At 66.6% G+C, this 22,857-nt stretch carries 27 protein-coding genes and 1 tRNA gene; 18 read left to right on the forward strand and 10 right to left on the reverse strand.

Annotated elements, in window-relative coordinates; translation table 11 throughout:
• Positions 1-69 precede the first annotated feature (69 nt).
• The 3 genes from ROP_RS19625 to ROP_RS19635 all read left to right on the forward strand — a co-directional run bounded on the left by ROP_RS19625 (position 70) and on the right by ROP_RS19635 (position 4,355).
• The gene (locus tag ROP_RS19625) at positions 70-873 is read left to right on the forward strand and encodes a glycosyltransferase (protein ID WP_012691155.1); all 804 of its coding nucleotides are present in this window, start codon (positions 70-72) and stop codon (positions 871-873) included.
• Positions 874-954: 81 nt separating this feature from the next.
• Positions 955-2,844 carry a glycosyltransferase gene (locus tag ROP_RS19630; RefSeq protein WP_043825008.1) on the forward strand — a complete coding sequence of 630 codons (1,890 nt, stop codon included), beginning with the start codon at positions 955-957 and terminating at the stop codon, positions 2,842-2,844.
• Complete coding sequence (locus tag ROP_RS19635; RefSeq protein ID WP_012691157.1) at positions 2,841-4,355, forward strand: glycosyltransferase family 39 protein; 1,515 nt, start codon at positions 2,841-2,843, stop codon at positions 4,353-4,355. The genes ROP_RS19630 and ROP_RS19635 overlap by 4 nt, the downstream gene beginning before the upstream one ends.
• Here the strand turns inward: ROP_RS19635 and ROP_RS19640 are convergent.
• From ROP_RS19640 to ROP_RS19665, 6 genes are all read right to left on the reverse strand, one after another.
• Positions 4,327-5,202 (reverse strand): class I SAM-dependent methyltransferase, encoded by an 876-nt coding sequence (locus ROP_RS19640; RefSeq protein WP_012691158.1) that lies wholly within the window; start codon positions 5,200-5,202, stop codon positions 4,327-4,329. The genes ROP_RS19635 and ROP_RS19640 overlap by 29 nt on opposite strands.
• A gap of 64 nt (positions 5,203-5,266) precedes the next feature.
• Positions 5,267-6,349 (reverse strand): ribosome small subunit-dependent GTPase A, encoded by a 1,083-nt coding sequence (gene rsgA / locus ROP_RS19645; protein ID WP_012691159.1) that lies wholly within the window; start codon positions 6,347-6,349, stop codon positions 5,267-5,269.
• A 153-nt stretch (positions 6,350-6,502) separates the two neighbouring features.
• Positions 6,503-7,414 carry a galactofuranosyltransferase GlfT1 gene (locus ROP_RS19650; protein WP_012691160.1) on the reverse strand — a complete coding sequence of 304 codons (912 nt, stop codon included), beginning with the start codon at positions 7,412-7,414 and terminating at the stop codon, positions 6,503-6,505.
• Positions 7,411-8,307 (reverse strand): galactan export ABC transporter ATP-binding subunit Wzt/RfbE, encoded by an 897-nt coding sequence (locus ROP_RS19655; RefSeq protein WP_012691161.1) that lies wholly within the window; start codon positions 8,305-8,307, stop codon positions 7,411-7,413. The genes ROP_RS19650 and ROP_RS19655 overlap by 4 nt, the downstream gene beginning before the upstream one ends.
• Positions 8,308-8,319: 12 nt before the next feature.
• The gene (locus ROP_RS19660) at positions 8,320-9,192 is read right to left on the reverse strand and encodes a galactan export ABC transporter permease subunit Wzm/RfbD (protein ID WP_012691162.1); all 873 of its coding nucleotides are present in this window, start codon (positions 9,190-9,192) and stop codon (positions 8,320-8,322) included.
• Between the two features lie 48 nt (positions 9,193-9,240).
• Positions 9,241-9,825 (reverse strand): bacterial proteasome activator family protein, encoded by a 585-nt coding sequence (locus ROP_RS19665; RefSeq protein ID WP_012691163.1) that lies wholly within the window; start codon positions 9,823-9,825, stop codon positions 9,241-9,243.
• A gap of 132 nt (positions 9,826-9,957) precedes the next feature.
• Between ROP_RS19665 and ROP_RS19670 the strand changes: the two genes are divergently transcribed.
• Positions 9,958-11,160 carry a cysteine desulfurase-like protein gene (locus tag ROP_RS19670; RefSeq protein ID WP_012691164.1) on the forward strand — a complete coding sequence of 401 codons (1,203 nt, stop codon included), beginning with the start codon at positions 9,958-9,960 and terminating at the stop codon, positions 11,158-11,160.
• A 121-nt stretch (positions 11,161-11,281) separates the two neighbouring features.
• Here the strand turns inward: ROP_RS19670 and ROP_RS19675 are convergent, their stop codons facing one another.
• Entirely contained in the window at positions 11,282-12,277 is a 996-nt protein-coding gene (locus ROP_RS19675) for an NAD(P)H-quinone oxidoreductase (RefSeq protein WP_012691165.1), read from the reverse strand.
• Positions 12,278-12,399: 122 nt separating this feature from the next.
• Between ROP_RS19675 and ROP_RS19680 the strand changes: the two genes are divergently transcribed.
• Together ROP_RS19680 and ROP_RS19685 are read left to right on the forward strand one after the other, a co-directional pair.
• The gene (locus ROP_RS19680) at positions 12,400-12,882 is read left to right on the forward strand and encodes a MarR family winged helix-turn-helix transcriptional regulator (RefSeq protein WP_012691166.1); all 483 of its coding nucleotides are present in this window, start codon (positions 12,400-12,402) and stop codon (positions 12,880-12,882) included.
• Between the two features lie 42 nt (positions 12,883-12,924).
• Positions 12,925-13,011: transfer RNA gene (locus tag ROP_RS19685), tRNA-Ser, on the forward strand.
• Between the two features lie 73 nt (positions 13,012-13,084).
• Here ROP_RS19685 and ROP_RS19690 read toward each other — a convergent pair.
• Together ROP_RS19690 and ROP_RS42690 are read right to left on the reverse strand one after the other, a co-directional pair.
• Positions 13,085-14,191: a tyrosine-type recombinase/integrase gene (locus ROP_RS19690; protein WP_012691167.1), complete on the reverse strand. Its 1,107-nt coding sequence runs from the start codon at positions 14,189-14,191 to the stop codon at positions 13,085-13,087.
• Entirely contained in the window at positions 14,175-14,777 is a 603-nt protein-coding gene (locus ROP_RS42690) for a helix-turn-helix domain-containing protein (protein ID WP_148222493.1), read from the reverse strand. The genes ROP_RS19690 and ROP_RS42690 overlap by 17 nt, the downstream gene beginning before the upstream one ends.
• A gap of 105 nt (positions 14,778-14,882) precedes the next feature.
• Here ROP_RS42690 and ROP_RS19700 point away from each other — a divergent pair, with 105 nt between their 5' ends.
• The 12 genes from ROP_RS19700 to ROP_RS19760 all read left to right on the forward strand — a co-directional run bounded on the left by ROP_RS19700 (position 14,883) and on the right by ROP_RS19760 (position 22,477).
• Positions 14,883-15,101 (forward strand): helix-turn-helix transcriptional regulator, encoded by a 219-nt coding sequence (locus ROP_RS19700; protein WP_012691168.1) that lies wholly within the window; start codon positions 14,883-14,885, stop codon positions 15,099-15,101.
• Entirely contained in the window at positions 15,102-15,362 is a 261-nt protein-coding gene (locus tag ROP_RS19705; RefSeq protein ID WP_012691169.1) for a hypothetical protein, read from the forward strand. It begins immediately after the preceding gene.
• The gene (locus ROP_RS19710; protein ID WP_012691170.1) at positions 15,362-15,619 is read left to right on the forward strand and encodes a hypothetical protein; all 258 of its coding nucleotides are present in this window, start codon (positions 15,362-15,364) and stop codon (positions 15,617-15,619) included. The genes ROP_RS19705 and ROP_RS19710 overlap by 1 nt, the downstream gene beginning before the upstream one ends.
• 210 nt (positions 15,620-15,829) lie before the next feature.
• Positions 15,830-16,144 (forward strand): hypothetical protein, encoded by a 315-nt coding sequence (locus tag ROP_RS19715; protein ID WP_148222494.1) that lies wholly within the window; start codon positions 15,830-15,832, stop codon positions 16,142-16,144.
• The gene (locus ROP_RS41360) at positions 16,141-18,141 is read left to right on the forward strand and encodes an AAA family ATPase (RefSeq protein WP_012691172.1); all 2,001 of its coding nucleotides are present in this window, start codon (positions 16,141-16,143) and stop codon (positions 18,139-18,141) included. The genes ROP_RS19715 and ROP_RS41360 overlap by 4 nt, the downstream gene beginning before the upstream one ends.
• Positions 18,138-18,350 carry a hypothetical protein gene (locus ROP_RS19725; RefSeq protein WP_012691173.1) on the forward strand — a complete coding sequence of 71 codons (213 nt, stop codon included), beginning with the start codon at positions 18,138-18,140 and terminating at the stop codon, positions 18,348-18,350. Before ROP_RS41360 ends, ROP_RS19725 begins: the two co-directional genes overlap by 4 nt.
• Positions 18,347-18,601 (forward strand): hypothetical protein, encoded by a 255-nt coding sequence (locus ROP_RS19730; RefSeq protein ID WP_012691174.1) that lies wholly within the window; start codon positions 18,347-18,349, stop codon positions 18,599-18,601. The genes ROP_RS19725 and ROP_RS19730 overlap by 4 nt, the downstream gene beginning before the upstream one ends.
• Positions 18,598-18,843, forward strand: coding sequence for a hypothetical protein (locus tag ROP_RS19735; protein ID WP_012691175.1), 246 nt, complete (start codon positions 18,598-18,600; stop codon positions 18,841-18,843). The genes ROP_RS19730 and ROP_RS19735 overlap by 4 nt, the downstream gene beginning before the upstream one ends.
• Positions 18,844-19,223: 380 nt before the next feature.
• The gene (locus tag ROP_RS19745; protein WP_012691177.1) at positions 19,224-19,442 is read left to right on the forward strand and encodes a hypothetical protein; all 219 of its coding nucleotides are present in this window, start codon (positions 19,224-19,226) and stop codon (positions 19,440-19,442) included.
• A 161-nt stretch (positions 19,443-19,603) separates the two neighbouring features.
• Positions 19,604-20,443 (forward strand): phage major capsid protein, encoded by an 840-nt coding sequence (locus ROP_RS19750; protein ID WP_012691178.1) that lies wholly within the window; start codon positions 19,604-19,606, stop codon positions 20,441-20,443.
• Positions 20,444-21,191: 748 nt separating this feature from the next.
• On the forward strand, positions 21,192-21,818 hold the full coding sequence (locus tag ROP_RS19755; protein ID WP_012691179.1) for an NYN domain-containing protein: 627 nt from the start codon (positions 21,192-21,194) through the stop codon (positions 21,816-21,818).
• Between the two features lie 440 nt (positions 21,819-22,258).
• Complete coding sequence (locus ROP_RS19760) at positions 22,259-22,477, forward strand: hypothetical protein (RefSeq protein WP_148222495.1); 219 nt, start codon at positions 22,259-22,261, stop codon at positions 22,475-22,477.
• A gap of 16 nt (positions 22,478-22,493) precedes the next feature.
• Here ROP_RS19760 and ROP_RS19765 read toward each other — a convergent pair whose 3' ends face one another.
• Positions 22,494-22,856 (reverse strand): TfoX/Sxy family protein, encoded by a 363-nt coding sequence (locus ROP_RS19765; RefSeq protein WP_012691181.1) that lies wholly within the window; start codon positions 22,854-22,856, stop codon positions 22,494-22,496.
• Position 22,857: the final 1 nt, after the last annotated feature.

Consider the following 22,857-nt stretch of genomic DNA (forward strand, 5'->3'; position numbering starts at 1 on the left):
CGGGTGACGGTCGAGGACACGGACGCGGAGGGTGCCACGGGTTCCGAGCCTACGAGTTAGGCTGCGCCCGTGCGCCTTTTCGGTTGTTCCCACGACCAGAAAGGCGCACGGGCGCCGAAGGCGCTCTCCGTCGTCATCCCCGCCTACAACTCCGCCGCCGTCATCGAGCAGACCGTCCGCCGGGTGGCCGAACGGCTGGCCGGACACGACGTCGAGATCATCGTCGTGGAGAACGGATCGACCGACGACACTCCGGACATCTGCACCCGCCTCGCCGCGGACTGGGCGCCCGGGCCCGTGTCCCTCACCGTCCTGCGGAGCGAGAAGGGCATGGGCAACGCGTTGCGGACGGGCGCGGAGGCGAGCCGCGGCGCGCACGTGCTGCTCACCGCCGACGACCTGCCGTTCGGATTCGACGACCTCGACGGCGCCGAGAAATTCGCCGAGCGCCACGACGGCCGGCTGCCCGAGGTCGTGATCGGGTCCAAGGCCCACCCCGACTCACAGGTGCGGCGCGGCGCCCTGCGGGGAACCCTGACGTGGGGTTTCGCCGCCATGCGGCGGGTGGTCCTCGGGATGCGCACCGGCGATCCGCAGGGCACCGTCCTGATGGACGGCGAACTGATCCGCGAACTGGTTCCCGACCTGTCCGAGCCCGGCTTCCTGTTCACCACCGAACTGGTCTACCTCGCGGAGCGGGCCGGCCTCGTTCCGGTCGAGGTGCCGGTGCGTCTGAGCGCCGACCACGACAGCCACGAAACCCGCATATCCAGGGCCGATGTGCTTGCGATGGGGGTGGGGCTGTTCCGGTTGCGGGCCCGTCACCGGGACGGAGGTCGCCTCGCATGGTCGGGGAGCGCGGCGCGAGGTTGATACCCTGCGAACCGAGAAGAGGATCGTGCCGTCGCGTTGGTGCGGTCCAGCCCACCTCTCGCGGGGAACAGTAGGAGCACTATGAACGAGTCTGCGTCGGTAGCACCTGTGGACGGGAGCACGGCCGCGGTACGGAGTGCTCTCACCGAGCATCGCGCACCCGACCGCCTGGTGGTGGCGCGAGGTCTGTTCACGGGACCGACCACCCGGGTGAAGGACGACCTGTACGCCCGGATCGTCAAGGGCCGCGCCCACCGCGAACGGTACGTGGTGCACCTCGAGAAGGGGGCGACGGTCGACACCGACACCTACTTCGGCCGGTTCGCGGCCAGCTACTACCAGCGCTGGACCACGGTCACCGACGTGACCGTCGCGTTCCGCCACGAGGCCGACGGCCGCGCCGTGGTTGCCCTGCGCGGCTCCGATTCGGGCGGCAACTCCCGCATCCTGTCGACGACGGAGATCGACGGCACGGGCACGGCCACGCTGTCCGCGAAGCTCGACTCGTACCTCGACGGCGGCTCCCTGTGGGTCGAGTTCACCGCCGTCGACGGCCCCCTGACCGTGAGCGAACTGGAGTGGACCGTCGCCGCGCCGTCCGTGATCCGTCCCGCCGCGATCGCGATCTGCACGTTCAACCGCGCCGACGACTGCGCCGAGACCGTCGCCGCCATCGCGAACGACCCGACGATGGCGTCCGGCATCGACGCCGTGTACGTGGTCGACCAGGGCAGCGACCACGTGTCGGACCGGGAGAAGTTCACCGAGGTCGCCGGGATCCTGGGCGACAAACTCGTCTACCTGCGGCAGCCGAACCTCGGCGGGGCCGGCGGCTTCACCCGCGGCATGTACGAGGTGTCGGGCATCAACGAGCACGCCAACCTGATCCTGATGGACGACGACATCCTGTGCGAGCCGGAGTCGATCCTGCGGATGAACGCGTTCGCGAACGTCACCTCGGAGCCGACGCTCGTCGGCGCGCAGATGCTGTACCTGATGAACCCGGAGCACCTGCACGTCAGCGCGGAGGAAGCAGACCTGTCGAAGCTGAAGGCGGGCCGCTGGGCGGCCGGGTCGCGGCACGACATCAACCTGCTGAAGAAGAAGCAGCACAAGCGCGTCGACGCCGGATACAACGCGTGGTGGTCGTGCCTGATCCCCGCCGAGGTGGTCGCGCAGATCGGGCTCCCGCTGCCGATGTTCTTCCAGTGGGACGACATCGAGTACGGCATCCGTGCCCGCGCGGCCGGATTCGTCACGGTCACGCTGCCCAACGCCGGCGTGTGGCATGCGGATTTCCACTGGAAGGACCGCGACGACTGGGCCAAGTACTTCAGCATCCGCAACTCGCTGATCGCGGCCGCGCTGCACAGCGATTTCGACGCCAAGTCGCTGAGCAAGCTGATGACGCGGGAGATCACCCAGTACCTGGTGTCGATGCAGTACGGGTTGGCGTACACCATGATTCGCGGCATCGAGGACTTCCTCGAGGGACCGAAGGTACTCGAGGACGGCGGCCAGGCCGTGCTCGCGGCGATCCGGGAGGAGCGCAAGCGGTTCCCGGAAACCGTCAAGCATCCCGCGACGAACATCCCCGGTGTCCGCAACTCCGACCTCGTCACCCGGCACGCCGGTTTCCAGCCGGACAAGAGCAAGATCGACCTCGTCCTCGCCAAGCGCGCGGCCTACCAGTGGCTCGGCCGCACCCAGCACGGTGTCGCGAGTATCCCTGTGGCCGAGGCGCACTGGTGGCACGTGTCGCTGTTCGACACCGCCGTCATCACCGACGCGTCCCAGTCCGGGGTGCGGGTGCGCCGCCGCGACAAGGAGACCGCGCGCGAACTCACGGCCCGGACCGCGAAGCTGATGAAGCGGTTCCGCGAGGATGCGGCATCGACGCAGCGTCAGTACCGGGATGCGTTGCCGCAGCTCACCAGTCGAGAGAACTGGGCCCGCCTCTACGGCCAGTGACGGTGTCCGGGCAGCTGCCTGACCGCGGGCTGCTCCGGGATTCGTCCCTCGTCTTCGCGCTCGGTGTGCTGCTCGGCGCGGCGTGGAGTTGGCGTCCGTCGTTCTGGTACGACGAGGTCGCGACGCTGTATTCGAGCCAGCGGTCCCGGCCGGACCTGTCGCATCTGCTCGGCCACATCGACGCCGTGCACGGCCTGTACTACGTCGCGATGCGCTACTGGTTCGCGGTGTTCGGGGCGTCGGAGTTCTCGTCGCGGTTCCCGAGCGCCCTGGCCGTGGGCGCCGCGGGTGCGGGTGTGGTGGTGCTCGGTGCGCTGATCGCGACCCGGCGGGTGGCGGTGCTGTCCGGACTTCTGTTCGTGATCCTGCCGAGCGTCACGTGGGCGGCCGCGGAGGCCCGCGGATACGCGGCCACGGCGGCGGCCGCGGTGTGGCTGACCGTCATTCTCCTTGGGGCACTGAGACTCCGGCGGTGGTGGCTGTGGGCGCTGTACGCCGTAGGCCTGGCGGTGTCGATCGTGTTGTTCGTCTACCTCCTCACGCTGGTGCCCGCGCACCTGCTGACGCTCCTGCTGCTCCGCGCGGCCCGAAGGTCCTGGCTCGGATGGGCGGCGGCCACGGCCGCGGGGCTGGTGGTCGCGGCGCCGTTCGTGGCGCTGGTGCGCCGGGAAGCCGTCCAGGTGGCGTGGATCCCGCCGCTCGACGGCCACCTGCCCCGGGCCGTGGCCGAGTACCAGTGGTTCGTCGGCGCACCGTGGTTCGCCGTGCTGTTCGCGGTGCTGGTCGTGGCGGGGTCGGTGGCGCTGGCGCGCGGTCGCCGGCTGCCCGCGGTGCTGTCGATCGCGCTGCCGTGGATCGCGGTGCCGATGGCGCTGCTGCTCGTCTACTCGCTGCTCCGCAGCCCGGTGTACCTCCCGCGGTACTTCACGTTCACGACACCCGCGGTGGCCCTGATCGGCGGACTCTGCCTGGCCGCGCTGGCCCGCGCATGGTGGCAGTGCGCCGCGGTGCTGGCCGTGTTCGCGGTGGCCGCGTCGCCGGCCTACGTCGCGCAGCGCGAGCAGTGGGCGAAACCCAGCGGCATGGACTTCAGCACCGCCAACGTCTTCGCCGGGCAGCATCTCCGGCCGGGGGACTGCGTGCTGTTCGACAAACCGGCCTGGAACCCCACGTCGCTGCGCCTCGTGAAGGACGTGCGACCGGAATCGTTCGACGGCACCCGCGACATCGGGCTCGGGACCACCGCCGCGAGTCGGGGGTCGCTGTGGGACGACGAAGTCGCCGTCCCGGATCTCGCCGGTGCGCTCGACTCGTGCTCGGTGGTCTGGTTCTTCACCGACTACGAACGCGACAGCGAGCGCATCATCCGGCACACGTCCAACGAGGTGTGGACGCTGCCGCCGTACCACTTCGAGGACACCGAGGCGTTCGCCGCGCTCACGAGGTCGGGACTGCGGATCGACGACCGGGTGACGTTCAACGTCACCCAGGCGGTGAAGCTGGTGCGGTGATCCGCACGACCACCTGCTCGTGGTTGGCGGTGTAGCTGAGGTACTCGAATCCGACGCCGGTGCGGTCGACGAACTCCGTCCACGCCCGGTACTCGTGCTCCTGCCAGCCGGGGAAGTTGAAGAACTCGTCGAACACGATCACCGTGCCCGCGACGAGCCGCCGTTCGAGCCGGTCGAGCACCGATTTCGTCGACGAGTACAGGTCGGCGTCGAGATGCACGAACGACACCGGTCCGGGGTGCTTGCCGAGGAAGCCCGACAGCGTGTCCTCGAACAGTCCGGGCACCAACTCCGCGCCCCGCACCTTGGGCAGTTTCTCCTGCGCGAACTCCCCGGCCGGGAACCCGGTGCGCCACGTCTGCGGCAGACCGGAGAACACGTCGAACCCGAACACCTCGTGCTCGGCGTCCTTCAACTGCTCGACGATGATCCGGAGCGTGGTGCCCGACGCCACCCCGAACTCGAGGGCCATCCCCTCGACCTCCACCTGCGACAGTCCGTACCGCAGCGTGTCCTGCGGGTTCCAGAACACCGGCGCCTTCGGCATGTGTTCGAGCACGAACTCCGCGGCCTCGTTCGTGGCCCGCATGTCCAGCGCCTGGGTGATGTCGCGGCGGGCCTGCTGCTCGAGTTCACCGAGCCGCTGCTGGACGTCGGAGATCTCCATGCGGGCGTCGGAGAGCTCGGACAGCACCCGCGCCAGTTCCTGGTTGGTCGCGCTCAACTCGGCGAGGGTCTGGTCGTGCTGGTTCTCGGTGAGCTCGCGGGACCGCCGGTCGGATTCGGCGATCACCTCGGACATGGCACGTTGCAGCTTGAGACGGGCCTTTCTCCGAAGATCGAACATATCCCCATGTTGCCAGTCCGCATCCCGGCTCAGCGAATGAACCGGGATGCGGGACGGACGCCGGTCAGCGACCGCGGCTGCGGTACAGCTGCCGTTGCCAGCGGGCGATGGTCTTCCACTCGCGTTCCCGCTCGGCCCGCAGCCGCGCGTCGGTGCGCGACGCGATCCACCCGTTCTCGCGAATCAGCTTGCGGTAGCTGGCGAGTCTGCGTTCGGGCAGGTCGCCGGCCGCCACGGCGCCCTGGACCGCGCAGCCGGGTTCGGCGTCGTGCGAGCAGTCCGCGAACCGGCACTGCGCCGCGAGTTCCTCGATCTCGGGGAACGTCTTGTCGATGCCGTCGGCCGCCTCCCACATGCCGACACCCCGCAGTCCCGGCGTGTCGATCAGGGCGCCGCCGGACGGCAACGGCAGCAGTTCCCGGTGCGCCGTCGTGTGACGCCCCTTGTTGTCGCCTTCGCGGACGCGTCCGGTGGTGAGCACGTCCTCGCCGAGCAACGCGTTCGCGAGCGTCGACTTGCCCGCGCCCGACGGCCCGATGAGGGCGACGGTCCCGTCGATCACGGCGGTGAGGACGTCGATGCCGTCGCCGGTGTCGGCGCTCACCGCGACCACGGCCGCGCCCGGCGACACCGCCGCCACCTCCGCGGTCGCGAGGGAAACATCCTGCACGACATCGGATTTGGTGAGCGCGACGACCGGCTGCGCGCCGCTCTCCCACGACAGTGCGAGCAGGCGTTCGATGCGCCCGAGGTCGAGGGCGGTGTCCAGTGCCGCGGCGATGACGACCGTGTCGACGTTGGCCGCGAGGAGTTGTCCCTCGGACCGGCCGGACGCGGACGACCGGACGATCGCGCTGCGCCGGGGCAGCAGATCGGCGACGGCGATCTCGTCGCCGTGCCGGTGGATGGTCACCCAGTCGCCGGTGCAGAGCGTGTGCTCACCGGCCAGCGCGCGGACGATGCCGGCGGGTGCGGCGACGTCGCAGCGACCGCGGTCCACGCGGATCACCCGCCCGGGCTCGCGACCGTCGGCCGGGTAGTTGTCGAAGGTGTCGGAAAGTGTGTCGTTCCAGCCGTAGGGCAGGAGGCGTTCGGAATCGAACATGATGGGTGTGATCCTCGGGTCGATGAGTGCCGACCGGACCACTGCGCGGGTTCGGTCAGGCGAAGGGGAAGGGGGAGTGGACGCACGCGGCGTCGACCGACGAGACAGTCATCGGACACTCACTCCTTCACACACCTCAGGATCGTTCGATCGGAAACCATGCTCCCACCCGGCGGAAGCCGGGTGCAACCGAATTTACGGACGCTCGAACCGCTCCTGACGGCCCAGCTTGCGCAGTCGCATCCACTCCCGCAGACCCTGCGGATCACGCCTCGTGACGAGGAAGTACCACCCGAACCGCACCCATTCCTGCGGCAGCAGCTTCCGCATGCCCGGCTGCGACAGCAGATAGCCGCGGTTGCGGTAGGTGAAGAATCGCTTCGTCTCGTTGTCCGGGTACTGCGTGTGCATCCGGCCGCCGAGGATCGGCTTGAACTCCTCCGCGCCGTTCGGGTGCACGTACGCCGTCTGCAGGCAGGTGCCGAACGGCAGCCCCGACCGCACCAGCCGGCGATGCACCTCCACCTCGTCGCCGCGGACGAACAGACGCAGGTCGGGGACGCCGACCGTGTCGATCGCCGACGCGCGGAACAGGGCGCCGTTGAACAGCGACGCGATGCCCGGGAGCAGGTCGGCCGAGTCGTCGCCGTCGGTGAACAGTTCGGAGCGCAGCCGACGCCACTCCACGCCGCGGCGCAGCGGGAACGCGAGACGGTCGGGGTCGTCGATGTCGCAGACCACGGGCGAAACCTCGGCGAGCCCGTGCCGCTGCGCGCAGTCGAGCAGCGTCTCCAGGACCTTCGGCCCCTCGGGGCGGCCGTCGTCGTCGGCCAGCCACACCCAGTCGGCGCCGAGCGAGAGGGCGTACAGAATCCCGAGCGCGAAGCCGCCCGCGCCACCCAGATTGTGCTGCGACCCGAGGTAGCTGGTAGGGATCCCGCACGACTCGACGAGTGCGCGCACGTCGTCCTCGGCGGCGTTGTCCACGACCACCAGATGGTCCAGCGGGCGCGTCTGCGAGCCGAGGACCTTCAGCGATTCCGCCAGCAGTTCGCGGCGCTTGTGGGTGACGACGACGCCGACGATCCGCTCGGCCGCAGCGCTCACGCGGACTCCGCCTCGGCTTCCGATGCCGTGCGAACGGGACGGTCGTTCGATCCAGCGCTACGGGCGTCCCGTTCGGCCGAGGCGCTCAGCCCGGACTTCTCCCGGTCCATCTCGTAGATGACGTGGCGGACGTGGTCGGCGGCGTCGTCGCCCTCGTACGCTCGGACGACCTCCTCGATGCCGCCCTGCTGCCGGATCTGACCGTGGTCGATCCACATGGCCCGGTCGCAGAGCTGGGCGAGGAACTCGTTGGAATGGCTGGCGAACACGAGGATGCCGGACCGCTCCACCAGCGCCTGCAACCGCACGCGCGCCTTCTTCATGAACTCCGCGTCGACGGCGCCGATGCCCTCGTCGAGCAGCAGGATCTCGGGGTCGATGCTGGTGACCACGCCCATTGCGACGCGCACCCGCATGCCGGTGGAGTACGTGCGCAGCGGCATCGACAGGTACTCGCCCAGTTCGGTGAACTCGGCGATCTCGTCCATCTTCGCGAGCATCTGCTTACGGGTCTGCCCGAGGAACAGTCCGCGGATGATGATGTTCTCGTAGCCGGAGATCTCGGGGTCCATGCCCACACCGAGGTCGAAGACCGGGGCCACGCGGCCACGGATGCTCGCGCTGCCGCGGGTGGGCTCGTAGATGCCGGACAGCAGTCGCAGCAGCGTCGACTTGCCGGCGCCGTTGTGGCCGACCAGGCCGATCCGGTCGCCTTCCTTCAGCGACAGGTTGATGTCGCGCAGGGCCTCGACCACCACGACGTCCGAGTTGTTGCGCCCGATCGACCCACCGGCCTTGCCGAGGAACGCCTTCTTCAGCGACCGGGATTTGGCGTCGAAGATCGGGAAGTCGACGCAGGCATCCCGCGTCTCGATACTCACATGTTCTGTCATTGCTTCAGACCCCTAAACCCAGTAGGGCACACGGGCCCGGTACTTGCGAAGCGCGAGGATGGCGGCGGCCCACCCGACGACGGTGATGGCCAGCACGATGTACCAGTGGTACGCCTGCTGGTCCTGGCCGATCATCGGCGCACGCACGATGTCGAGGTAGTGGAACAGCGGGTTCAACTCGGCGAGCTTGACGCGCTCGGCGGCCTGCCCGCCCTGCGCCTCCAGGCTCTGCGTGGTCCACATGATCGGTGTCAGCACGAACAGCAGCAGCGTCATGCTGCCGAGAATCGGCGCGATGTCCCGGTAGCGGGTGGAGAAGATGCCGAACATGATCGACACCCACGCCGCGTTGACGACGATCAGCGCGATCGCCGGGATCGCCGCCAGCGACATCCAGGTCAGGTGCCGCCACACCCCGAACGCGAACAGCATGATCACGTAGATCACCAGGTTGTGGGCGAACAGCAGCAATTGCCGCCACACCAGCCGGTACACGTGGACACTCAGCGCCGACGGCAGCTGTTTGATCAGCCCCTCGTTGGCGATGAACACCTCGGACCCCTCGAGGATGCTCGCGCTGATCAGGTTCCAGACGATCAGACCCACGGTGACGTACGGCAGGAACTCGTCCAGCGGGATGTCCAGCAGGGCGGAGTACAGGATGCCCATCGCCGCGGCCTGCACGCCGGTGGCGATCGTGATCCAGAACGGGCCGATCACCGACCGGCGGTAACGCTGCTTGATGTCCTGCCAGCCGAGGCTCAGCCACAGCTCGCGCTGAGCGAAGCCGTCCCTGAGGTCCTTGAACGCGCGACGGAAGGTCTGCGAATCGGACGCCGGGAGCGGGCCGCCTGCGGCCTCGGTTTCGATAGCGGATGCTGACACGGGCACCGAGCCTACCGGGAGTCGAGTTCCATGCTTTCTTGCCCGTTGCTACAGGTACTGGCCGGTACCGCTCGACTGCGACCCCGAGTCGTTGTTGTGCGGCCCGTGCGGGTTGCCCATGCTGAGGCCCGGAGGCAGGGCGCCCTGGCGCATCTGCTCGAGCTGGGAACGGGCCGCCATCTGCTGGGCGAACAGGGCCGTCTGGATGCCGTGGAACAGCCCTTCGAGCCAGCCCACCAGCTGCGCCTGCGCGATGCGGAGTTCGGCGTCGGTGGGGACGGTGTCGTCGGTGAAGGGCAGCGTGAGGCGTTCGAGTTCGTCGCGCAGTTCGGGGGCCAGGCCCTGCTCGAGCTCGTGGATCGACGACTTGTGGATCTCCTTCAGCCGGTTGCGGCTGGCGTCGTCGAGCGGTGCCGCGCGCACTTCCTCGAGCAGCTGCTTGATCATGGTTCCGATGCGCATGACCTTGGCCGGCTGCTCCACCATGTCGGCGATCGACTCGGTGCCGTTCCCGTTCTCGGCTGCGGCCGCGTCGGAGCCCTCGGGCTTGCTCGCAGCCTCCGCGACGGGAATCGCCATGGGCTGACCGTCGGGACCGATCACGACTACGTGTTCATTCTCCGAGTTCGTCATGCCTCCATCTTGGCTGTTCCTGCGCGGCAGTGCGAAAGTGCGTCCGATTTGGCCCTTTCCAACTTTGTTGCATTCAACAACAATCGATGGCTGGCTTCGACCGTATTGACTTGGGGTCTTAGAGTGTCGGGCATGGCTTACGACGTTGCCCGCGTTCGGGGACTCATCCCCTCACTCGGCGACGGTTGGATCCATCTCGATCCGCAGGCCGGCATGCAGATTCCGGACGCGGTGTCGCGCACTGTCTCCACGGCCTTCCGGGCTTCTGCCTCTTCGTCGACCGGACGACATGTGTCCAGCCGGCGCAGTGCGGCGGTTCTCGATGCGGCCCGAGCAGCCGTCGCCGACCTGGTCGGAGGCGATCCCGCCGGGGTCGTGCTCGGACCCGACCGATCCGTTCTCCTGGCCTGGCTGGCCGAGTCGCTGAGCACGCGACTCGGTCTCGGCACCGGGCTCGTGCTCTCCCGCCTCGACGAGGAAGCGAACGTGGCGCCGTGGCTGCGCGTCGCCAGCCGGTACGGCGCCCAGGTGCGGTGGGCGGAGGTCGAGATCGAGACCTGCGAACTCCCCAGCTGGCAGTTCCAGGACCTCATCACCACCACGACGCGTCTCGTCGCGCTCACCGCCGCCTCCCCGATCGTCGGCTCGGCGCCCGACGTCCGCGTCGCCTCCGACCGCGTCCACGAAGTCGGCGGACTGATGGTCGTCGACGCGATCGGCGCCGCCCCCTACGCGCACGTCGACATCAACGAACTCGGCGCGGACGTCGTCGCCGTCGGTGCCACCTCCTGGGGCGGACCGCAGGTCGGGGCGCTCGTGTTCCGCGACCCCAGCCTCCTCGACCGCATCCCCGCGGTGTCGCTCAACCCGTACGCGCGGGGTGTCGAACGTCTCGAGGTCGGGGTGCACCAGTTCGCGCTCCTCGCCGGCCTCACCACGTCGATCGACTTCCTCGCGAACCTCGACGAGTCGGCCACCGGTTCCCGGCGCGAGAAGCTCGAGGCGTCCATCAGCTCGCTGCAGAACTACCAGGACACCCTGTTCGACCACCTCATGTCCTCGCTGAAGCGGCTGCCGCAGGTCATGGTCATCGGGCGCTCGCCGAGCCGGGTTCCGACGCTCAGCTTCACCGTCGCCGGAGTCTCGGCCGACAAGGTCGCGTCGCACCTCGCCGACAAGCGCATCGCCACCGTCAGCGGCGTCCACGGCGGCTCTCGGCTGCTCGACGCCCTCGGCGTCAACGACGAGGGCGGCGCCGTCACCATCGGACTCGCGCCGTACACCACCCGCTACGAGATCGACCAGCTCGTCAACGAGCTCGCTACCCTCGGCTGAGCAGTCCCGGCGCCGGTCCTCGCCGCGCCGCCGCCCCGGCCGCCTGCCGCGCCCAATGTGACATTCGTTCCGTTGGAGCGGACCAATGTCACATCGGGCGACGACGGCGGCAGGCGGACGGTCAGTTCCGCGGGATCGTCAGGATCACCTTGCCGACGGTCTCCGCGGAGTCGAGCAGTTCGTGTCCGCGCGGAGCCTCGGTGATGGGCAGTTCGGCCGAGACGACGGGGTGGACCGCGCCCTCCGCGATCAGCGGCCACAGCCGCTTGCGGACGTCGGCGACGATGTCGGCCTTGCCCTCGCGGCCCGACTCGGGCCGTCCCCGCAGTCCGGCCGCCGTCACGTGGGCGCGTTTGGCCAGCACCTTGCCCAGGTCCAGTTCGCCCTTGCGGCCGCCCTGCATACCGATGACGACGAGCCGGCCGTCCGCGGCGAGCACGTCGACGTTGCGGTCGAGGTAGGCGCCGCCCATGTTGTCGAGGATCACGTCGGCGCCGTGACCGTCGGTCGCCTTGCGGATCTCGTCGACGAAATCGGCTTCCCGGTAGTTGACGAGGATGTCGGCACCGAGTTCGCGGCAGCGCGCCAGCTTCTCCTCGGATCCGGCGGTGACGGCCACCCGCGCCCCCAGTGCGACGCCCACCTGAATGGCGTGTGTGCCGATCCCGCCGCCACCGCCGTGCACCAGCAGCACGTCGCCGCGGGTCAGTCCGGCGCCCATCACGACGTTCGACCACACCGTGCACGCGACCTCCGGCAGCGACGCGGCGACGAGGAGATCCACCCCTTCGGGCAGCGGGAGAAGTTGCGACGCGGGAACGGCGACCTTCTCCGCGTAGCCGCCGCCGGCCAGCAGCGCACACACCTGGTCGCCGACGGACCACCCGGACACTCCCTCGCCGAGTTCGGCGATCGTGCCGGAGCATTCGAGCCCGAGGACGTCGCTGGCTCCGGGCGGCGGGGGATAGAACCCCTGGCGCTGCAGCAGGTCGGCTCGGTTCACGGCGGTCGCGGCGACGTCGAGGAGGACGTGACCGGGGGGAAGTTCCGGGTCGGGCTGCTCGGCCCACGTCATGACTTCGGGGCCGCCCGGCTGATCGATCGTGATCGCATACATGGGAACGACGCTAGCGAAACGCGGCGCCGTCCGGTGCCCGCGACCGATCCGAGCGACCGCTCGGCCTCTTCGGGTACCGCACGCTACTGGAAAGTAATGTCGCACTACTAGAATGTGAACCTGTGACAGCAGAAACCTCCGACGCCGAGGCCGCGACCAACTGGTTGACGCCCGCCGAGATGCGCGCATGGCGCGGCTACATGGACGGCAACCAGCGGCTGATGGACGTCCTCAACCGGGATCTGCAGGAGAAACACGACCTCTCCCTCGCGGACTACCGGATTCTGGTGCTGCTGTCCGAGTCGCCGGACGGTTCGCTGCGCATGAGCGATCTCGCGGACGGCGTCCTCTCCTCCCGCAGCCGCCTCACCCACCAGATCCGGCGGATGGAGGCGCAGGGCATGGTCAACCGCGACACCTGCCTCGAGGACGGCCGCGGAGTGCTCGCCGTCATCACCGACGAAGGTCGCGCCCGGCTCGCGGACGCGGCCCCCACCCATGTGGCCGGGGTACGCAGCAACCTCGTCGATCTGCTCACCAAGTCTCAGCTCAAGGTTCTCGCCGAGGTGTTCGAACGCGTCGACAAGGCCATCGGCGACCGCTGACCGGTTGCCCGATGCTGCGTCCGTACCGATAAGATCGCCCACGGAAGCGTGGCAGAGCGGCCGAATGCACTCGCCTTGAAAGCGAGCGTGGCGTTAAACCCACCGGGGGTTCAAATCCCTCCGCTTCCGCAGAGTGAAAAGGCTCTGATCTGGTTGATGGTTACCAGGTCAGAGCCTTTTTCGTTGCTGTCACCGAATAGGGTCAGTCGGCTTTTGGCCACACTTTGGCCACACTCGGTCGAGAAACAGCCTGATCTAGGGCGTCTCCCACGGCGTCGAGATCGTCCTCGAACAGGTCGCTGTACGTGTCGAGCGTCATCGCCGCCGATGCGTGCCCGAGCATCCGCTGGAGGCTCTTCACGTTCGCGCCAGCCGCGATCGACAGGGAAGCGCATGTGTGCCGTAGATCGTGCGGGGTGAGCCGAGGGACACCCGACTTCTCGACCGCCTTCGTGAACCAACCCGTGAAGCTCACCGAGCGCTTCAGGTAGTCACCGTCGCGGCCAGGGAACACCAGGTCGTCGCGACCCTTGCCCTCGCACTGCCGCGCCAGCTCCTCGACTACGAAACCCGGTATCGGCACCGACCGCGACTTGTGCGACTTCGGGGTGCCGACGTGCATCTCCATGTTCACCTGTACGGCGTTCTCGACGACGGTGGCGCGCTTCCGCAGTAGGTCCAGGTGCCTGACCCGAAGGCCGATCGCCTCACCCCACCGCAAACCGCAGTAGGCCAGCACCAGGACCAGGGCCCGCTTCTCGCCGGCCGAGTCTGCGAGCGCTGCTACTTCGTCGTGTGTGAGGTAGACCCGCGGCTTCCGCTGCTTGCGAGGCAGGTTCTCGACGCCGCGTGCAGGGTTACGCGCCAGACGCTTGCCCTTGACTGCGCTGTCCAGGATCCCAGCCAGGACGCCATACGCCCGAATGACGACGGTCGCGCCCTTGGTGCGGTTCAGGTCCGCAATCCAGCGTTCGACGGCGTCTAGGTCGACGTCAGACAGCCGCACGGTTCCCCACCGTGGTTTCACGTGGACACGCCACGACGTTTCGAGGGAACGGTACGCAGAGGGCTTCAGATCGGACTCTTTGCGCTCGAGCCACGCTGGGCCGACCTCGCCCATGGTGATATGCCCGAGCTTCGGTGGGACATACTCGCCGCGCATCTTCTCGACTTCGACCGTGGCCGCGAAGTCTTGCGCCTGACGCTTACTGGTGAAGCCGCGCCGACGGGTCGACTTCCGTTCCGGCGTTCGGTAGCGGACCTCCCACCGCTTGCCGGCCGCGGTGTCGTAGCTACTGATCGTTGCCATGCCGAAGTCTCGCTTTCAGCTCAGCTTTCAGATCCCGGGCTACCCGGCCGCGCTTCTGCGCATTCGCTCCGGTACCCGCTCGCGAGTCGCGCTCCTCGGCGAATGAGCGGCCCCACAGTTCATGGGAAAGCTCCGCGAACCGGCGCCCAGTTATCCCGAGTGATTGAGCTGCGCGCTGCTCAGCCTCGCCGCCCGCCTGCCGAATGGCCATTGCAAGCATTAGTTCGGCAGCGGACGCGCCCTCTGGAGGTTCCTGGTCCGCAGGCTTCCCCTGGAGCGCGCCGACTAAATCCGAGCCGTCCATCACGAGGCGCTCGTTGATCTGTACCGCGCCGTCGCACTGAACGAGATCCGACAGCGCAACGGGTGCCCTCGTCGCCGCACTCAAGGCAATACAGACGCTGAGAAGTGTTGGGAGAGTAGGACTTACTCGCCCTGATTCCAGATCTCCAACTTTCCCTGTCGACCACTTGAGCCCAGCCTCTCGGGCGTATTGCGCGACCGTGTCGAGGGTTGCGCCGGCGTCGGTTCTCATGCGTCGGACGTTCGCGCCGATCACGAGCGTCAGCGGCTTCGGTGAGTCCATGCGCTCAGGCTACTTGATTTGAGGTGACTTGACACCTCTCCAGTTCAATGCTTCTATTCTCATGTCGCTCGAAATCGAGTGAACTGAGAATGGTAGGAGATGCAGATGACAGAGGCAGACAAGCGGCTTCCGCTCGCAACACCGAGCGAGGTGGCCGAGTTTCGTCGGATCACTGAGGCCAGCCTCGCCCAGGAGCGATACAAGGGCACCGGGCCGAAGTTCCGGAAGCTCGGACGAAAGGTCTTCTACGACTGGGCGGACGTTTACGCCTGGGTCGACGGCAACACAATGCAGCGCACCGACGACCGGCCAGGCGCTGCCTGAATGCCCGTCAACGAGAACGCCCCCGACGCCGGCCAGGGCATCGAGGGCAACGAGATCCGAACCAACACTCACGAAGGAACAGATTCAATGGCCCAGCTTACCGCGACCGCAACCCTCCCTGAGCAGATTGGCGAGGACTGGACCGAACTCACCGACTTCGAGCGCGACTGCCTGCACGAGCTCGACGGCGCAGGAATCAATCTCAGTCTTCTTCGGTACCTCGCGGCAGCATCCACCGGCAACCGGGCCGAGGTGGCCTGATGTACATCGTCACCGACGTCGTCACCGACGTCGTCACCGACGAGTTGCCCACGGTGAAGCACATCGCCGAGACCAAGACGATTCGGATCACGTTCGGGCTGAATGGCCATCTGTCCCTCACGCTCGCCGAGGCCGCGCACGTCGTCACCGAGCTGGCAGCCGCCCTGGGAGAAGCACAGGGCGAAGAGGTCAAGCCGTTGGTTCGGGACGAGGACCGCGTTCGGGCCGAGGTCGAGATTCGGGAGGGGCTCCAGTGAGCACCACAACATTCGCGCTCGCGGCGCTCCTGATCGCCGAGAACCTGGTGATCATCTGCGCGGGGTTCCAACGCTTCACCGAACACCACTGATCGAACACGAACACTGCACTACGTCAATGCCGCCAGCCGCACCCCATTGACAGCGAACCGAGGAGCCGAAATGCCCGCCAGGCCCCAGCTCCTCGGTGAACACAGAGAAGGACAAACGATGTCCACCAGCAAAGATGCCGACAGTGGCGTCGCCGATGCCCTGTCCGGCGCTCATCCCGACCTAATGCTCCTTGCCCGACAGTGGGTCTACGGACTCCCGGAGGGTGCGACGTTCACGGCAGCTCGACTCGGCGAGGTCCTTCCCCCATACGCAGACGACAAGCCCTGCCGACGCGGAGCGATCGTCAGGGAACTGAACCGCAAGGGCTGGATCGAGTTCCACGGATACGGACCCCGGGCCGCAGAAGGCGACTGGGACGCCCCGGCACGCGTCTGGCGCCGCACCGCACTTCAGCTCGGTGATGCAGCATGACCGCACTCGACCGACTACGCGACCACTGGCACAGTCAGGGTCTCGTCTGGCAGGACCAGGGCGCCGATACGTCGGCGGCGCAGGCACCTGGGCACTCGTCCGCTGACCGCTCGGTTACGTTCCGGCAGATCGCCGGACAGGTGCTCATGAACTCACATGCCGACGACAAGGACACCGTTCTGACCGCGATCGGTCTCACCACCGCGGACCTGTTCGACGACCCGAAGGGTGCCGAGTACCGATACAGCGACGGGCGCACGGTGATTCGGACGCCCGCGAAAAAGTTTCGGCAGTCGGGGAACACGTCGGGCACCGCGTTGTATCGCGCTGAGAAGCTCGCTGACCATCAGACTGGGTCCCCGGTATACGTCGCAGAGGGCGAGAAGGATGTGCACGCCCTCGAGTCCCTGGGGGCTGTTGCGGTCTGCTCAGCGATGGGTGCAGGGAAGGCAAAGCGGTTCGACTGGTCGCCGCTCGCGGGTCACACCGTGGTCATCGTCGCCGACAGGGATGAGCCGGGGGAGAAGCACGCGGCGCAAGTGCTCGAGATTCTCCAGCCGATCGCCGAGGCGGTTGTGGTGGTAACGGCCACGACTGGCAAGGACGCTGCCGACCACATCGCCGCGGGCCATGGTCTCGACGAGTTTCAAGTAGTTGAGACCGTGACCAGCCAGGTTGTCGGCGCCGACAACCTGGGATTCCGATCGGTGACCCTGTCCCCGTTTGCCAATGAACGCGACGACGTTCCGGTGTGGGCGTGGACATACGGCGACAAGGGTCGAGTGCCATTGGGTGCACTCGCGCTGTTCGCGGGCCGCCCTGGTGCCGGGAAGTCCACGGCGGGCCGCTGGTTCGCCGCGAGTGCAAGTACGGGGACTCTTGCGGGTCACTGGGAGGGGAAGCCGGTCAACGTCGCGTACATCGCAGCAGAGGAGTCGGCGAAGTACGTTGTCAAGCCAGGACTGAGGGCCGCCGGCGCCGATCTCAATCGGGTGTTCATGCCGAAGGTCGAGATCAACGGCGAAGAAGTCCGGTTCCTGTCATCGCATGACATGGAAGACCTTACCGAGCAGCTGAAGGCCGCCGAGGTGAAGCTGGTCGTGGTCGATCCGCTGATGTCCACGATTGGATCCAAGACGGACATCAACCGGAACAACGAGGTGCGGTCACTGGTCGAACCGTGGGCGAAGCTGGCCGAGAAGATCGACGGTGTCGTTCTCGGTATCGCCCACCTGAACAAGTCCGGGAACGGTGACGTGGTCGCCGGCATCAACGGGTCGTCTGCGTTCGGCGAAGTTGCTCGCTCGGTGTTCGGCTTCGCGAAGGACCCCGAGTCCGATGAGGGCGATCGGATCATGTCGCAGGAGAAGAACTCCATTGGCGAGGAGGACCTGGCGCTCACCTACCGGATCGAGTCGGCGAGTGTTACGACCGACTCGGGGAAGTCAGCAGACGTCGGTCGGTTCGTCATCATCGGTGACTCTGACCGCATTGTCGGGGACGTCCTCCGGTCTCAGCCGAAAGCCCCCTGGGAGTCCGGCGGTCACGACGGGATCGACGAATGGTTGTTGAACCTTCTCGCCACCGGCCCCATGTTGGCGAAGGACGTCTACGACTCGGCGAACGCCGCCGGATATTCCACTGACAAAGCGAAGCGCGCCAAGTCTCGCATCAACAAGGACGCCGAGACCATCGACGCGTTCCGTCCGAAGATTCCCGGCCCGTGGTTCTGGCAGCGACTCGACTGCAAGGGAGCAGAAACGGCAGAAGAGTGCGCGACACCTGAGAGGGCTGCTCCCTTGCTCTCTTCTGCTCCCTTACAGGTCACAGGGGGTAACCAAGGGGACGCCGATCCCCAAGGGAGTAAGGGAGCAAGGGAGCACGCGTCTACGCAAGACGACGAATTCGCCTTCTGCCCCGCATGTCACAAGCCAATCGGGCGGTCAGGAAAGTGTGTTTCCTGCATCGTCTCCGGACTGAACAAGGAGTCAGCATGACCGACAGTCAGGCCCGGGACTTCGACGCCGAGGACTTCCTCGCCTCCCGCCGCGAGTGGCTCGAGGTGAGTGTTGTGGAGGTTGAGAAGGATTGCTTCGATGTCGTACTCAAGATCGACGGCACCTACTTCGATCGAGAAACGGCCGACCGGGTGGCCGAGTCCTTCGCCCGCGACGTCCGCGCACTGTTGCCCGAGGTGGACCAGTGACCCCGCGGAAGCGCGAGCAACTGGATTGGGTGTCCCTGCTCGAATCCATCCTCGCCGACACTCCGTCACTGCCCGAGGCCGCGTGCATCGGTCGTCACGACCTGTTCGACGAGGGCCAGGGCGAGAGCAAGGACGAAGCCCGACACCGGCAGGCAGTGGCCGAGAAGCTGTGCGCCGGCTGCCCCGAGGCGTGGCGATGCCCTGAACGAACTGACCAACCGACAGCAATGACGGAGGCCCAAGCATCATGACCCCGGAAGAGATCACCACTGCCAACGACTGCGCACTGCGGTACGTCGGCAAACCGTGGGCTGCCCTAAGCCCTTCTGAGATCGAGCAGTGCCTCGAGCTATCCCAGCTCGATGTCGAGATGACGAGCGCCTACGTCGCATGGCTGCAGATCCAGGCCGATCGGTACGACGAGATCGTAGAGGCAGGACTGGCATACCTCGAGGCCTACGCCAACCATCAACTCCCGGGGGAGACGACGTGAAAGGCCGGCTAACAGCGGCCGAGCTGGTCACCCCGTGGGTCACCGCAACCAAGAGCAACCGAGTGCGCATCGAGTTCGGTGCCACCGGAATAGCGCTGATGCTCACTACGCGCGACGCCCTCGTCCTGGCCGATCGGCTAGTCGACGCAACCGAGAAAGGACCCACCCATGGGAACCCGTAGCACCACACCCATCAAGTGCGCCGCCAAGACCTGCGCGAACCTCACACGCTCGGCAACCGGCCACTGTATCCAGCACCAGGACACGCCCCAGGTCACGCGCACCAGGAACGGAATCTCGATTCTGGGAACCGAACTGGGCGCCGGACAGGCACTCGCACTCGCACACCGAATCGCCGACATACTCGCTGGGAGCACACGATGACCGACAACATCGACTGGGACAAGGTCGAGAAGGCCGAGAAGGAATGGACCGAGCTGCTCGCCAAGCCCGGGCCCGCAACGGTGACCGGACCGGCCGAGCTGCTCACCGACGCAGACGGTAACCCACTGGGTGTCGCCGAGGGGGAGACAGTGACTCATTACCTCGCCGAGGGTGTCGTCGGTCGCTGGGAAACAGAACCGGACGAAAACTCCTGATACCCTGGTGGGGTAGCAACAGGGCGCAATGCCTCATTGCTGCCCCACCACCTGGCCGCAACGGCCCTCTAGGTGAACGTCGATACCGCGCACCGCGACCGGCTGAACCTAACCCCACACACTCACGCGCACCTCATGCGCACACCTGACTGGAGCCACTCATGGCAATCAACACCACCCCGAACAGCCCGCGGGCACTATCGCCTGACGTCACCTACATCGCCGCCGCCGACACCATCCCCGACGCCCTCGTCTACCAGGCCGCGACCGTGGCCGGTGCAATCGAAGGTGACGCCCCGAGCATCCGAGTCCCGTTCGTGAAGGACGCCGGCACTGTCGGTTTCGTCGCCGAGGGTGACCTGATCCCGGACAGCGGCCCCGACCTGGACGAGATCCTCGTACAGACCGGCAAGGTTGCCGCGTTCGCCAGCATCTCCAACGAGATGCGCAACAACGGCAGCGCCACCTCGAGCCTGCTCTCGAACGGTCTCGCCATCGCGGTGCAGAAGAAGGCAGACGCCGCGTTCCTGTCCAATGCCGCAGCCAACCCCGGGCCCACCGGCCTGCTGCAGCTCACCGGCATCAGTGACGGCGGCATGCTCGACGCCGACCTCGACGTGTTCACCGACGCGATCGCCACCATCGAGACGCAGGGTGGCCGAGCCTCGCAGTTCATCATGCACCCTGCCACGTGGGCTGCCATTGCCAAGCTGAAGGTCACGACGGGCAGTGCACAGACCGTAGTGAACCTCTCGAGCCCCGAGGGTGCACCTATCCGCTCCCTGGGAGGCGTCCCGGTCATCGTGACCCCTCAGGCACCGACCACGGCCATCCTTGGAGTCGACCGCACCACGATCATCGCCGCAGCTAGCCGGCTGGCGCTGGCCATCTCCGATCAGCCGCTCTTCCAGTCCGACTCCACTGCGATCCGCGTCACCTGGCGCACCGGCTGGAACGTGCTCGACCCGAAGCGCATCGTCAAGATCACCGTCACCCCGTAGACCAGTGCAGCGGTCGGGTTTCCTGAGGAGGTTACCGACCGCACCGCACCGGGCAGTGCCCCCGCCGACCTTGTGAGACGCGGGGGCACTGTTGTGTGCCCTGGCCCTCCCTGTGCACGTGAAGGGGGGTAGGGAGGGACCTCAGACGCCCGAGACGCCTTCGCCGCGGGGGAGGTGGATAAAGTCCGCGGAGGGTTCAAAGTTTGCGGAGGACCGATGTTGTCAGTCCTCCGCGGTACCTTCCACCTCACCGGCGCCAGGGTCGGAGGGAAGCTGACCTTGGCGCCGGCGTCTCCGCTCGAGCCGGGTCGTTTGGGCTCATGTCTGCTTGGACGGCGCGGCCGGTCATCTGGTTCCCATGCTCAATAGATAGGCCCAAGTCTTGCGGGGCGTCACTGTTGTTCGAGGTTGTGGGTAACCGGGAGTATCCTTGAAACTAGCTTGCGCCTCTCCGAGGAGTGTGATTTAGATCACACTTTGGCGACAATGTTTTTCTGCCATCGGATTGGTTGCTGCAGACCCCTTCTTTGCCGCCTACTTGCGTTCTTGAGCGACTTTTTGTCGGACCCGAGGGGTCGAAGGTAGTACCACCATACTGTCCGGTCTTAGCTCAACTCAGACCCCTTGCGGGGCGTATTGCCAGGTCAGGTCCAAAATCGATGAGTTGACAGGCTATGACGGCCTGCCTAATTTAGAGGCATAGCTCCCCACCGTCCTCCGGGACTGGTGGGGCTTTCTATTTCTGGGGGTGCTCTTGAGTCAGCGCGTCGCGGTCGTGGTCGACTACCAGAACATGCATTTGACGGCGCGTGGGAAGTTCACCCCCGAGGGGACTCCGACCCATGAGTCTCTTCTGCATCCACTGCTTCTCGCTCAACAGATTCTTAAGGCGCGAGCGAACGCGAAAGGTGCCGACACGCCTCCTGCGGATATTGCGAAGGTGGAGGTGTACCGAGGTCTCCCCTCGAACGAGCACGATTCCACTTCGTATCGCCGTTCGCAGGCACAGCGCGCGGAATGGACCCGAGACTCGCGCGTGGAGGTTACATACCGGCCCCTGCGGTATCGGTATGTCCACAACATCCTGACTCCGCAAGAGAAGGGAGTCGACGTCCTCGTTGCACTCAACTTCGTTCAGGCCGTCGTGTCGGGCGAGTATGACGTTGTAATACTCGCTGCTCACGACACGGACCTTGAGCCTGCCCTCGAGATGGCCCTCGACACCCCGCAGGCGCAAGCGCGGAAAGTGGCGATCGAGACCGCGGGTTGGTACCAGTGCAAGCGCCTGCAAGCACGCGGACGGCGGCGCATGTGGCACACCTTCTTAGGGGTCAACCATTACGAAGCTTCCCGAGATACGAAGGATTACACCTGAGCTGGCCACACTCTGGACACACTTGGCTGGGAGATCGGCTAATGACCGGTGAATCGCAGTGATGTTCTTCAGCAGGTCAACGCTCTTTCACCGGTCTGACCAGAGGGCTAGAAAGGGTTCAAATCCCTCCGCTTCCGCAGAGTGAGAAGGCTCTGATCTGGTGATAGTTGCCAGGTCAGGGCATTTTTCGTTGTCTGTCGACGTCGCGGTCACTCGGCCGATGCCCACACTTCGCCCACGCTCGCCCGCAGATCGGGCCTGATCGAGCGCGCTGCCCACGGCCGCGAGGTCGTCGTCGAACAGGTCCGCGTAGGTAACGAGCGACTTCGCCGATCGTGATCCGCCCGGGTGCCGGCGCGACAGCGATGTGGGTCGATGCGTGGCACGACGCTGCCGGTGAGGTGGACGGTCGAGCGATCTCGCTCGGAAGGTACCTCGGTATGACCGCGGACGAGTATCGCTTGTGGGTTGAACAGCCGTCAGCGTCGATCTTCATTGTCGCGGCGCATCGGCGAAAGACCCCTGTGGGACAGTTGATGACATCACAGGATGATTACGCTATCGCTGCACGGTCCGAAGATCCTGCAGCCGCGAAGCAGGTCATGATGTGGCTGATCGAGACCGGGCGCGTCGATCCCGAGCGCGCGTCGCACTCCTAGTTGTCGCTGTCGTTCGCTACCGCTTTCGTGCCTTCGGCTGTTTCGGCGGCAGTTCGGCGACCTCGGCGATCGCGCGTTCGATCCACGGGACCGCGAGATCCGGGGTGTCCCGCCAATGGTTGGGCAGGGCCAGGTATTCGCGCATCGGCTTCTCACCCGGACCGAAACCGCCGACGCCGTCGGTGGATGCCAGTTCGTCCTTCGCCTGCTCGGTGAGGAGCCGGACCCCGACGCTCGGCCCGAGGAGTCCGGCGAACATGTTCCCGTTCACGAAGGCGCCGAGGTTGCCGAACATCGGCTTCACCTCGACGCCGGGGGTGTCGGGGATCAGCGACCGGAAGAACTGCTTGTCCTCCTCGGAGGGTTTCGGCATCTTCACG

The sequence above is a fragment of the Rhodococcus opacus B4 genome (assembly GCF_000010805.1).
GTDB classification, from domain to species: domain Bacteria; phylum Actinomycetota; class Actinomycetes; order Mycobacteriales; family Mycobacteriaceae; genus Rhodococcus_F; species Rhodococcus_F opacus_C.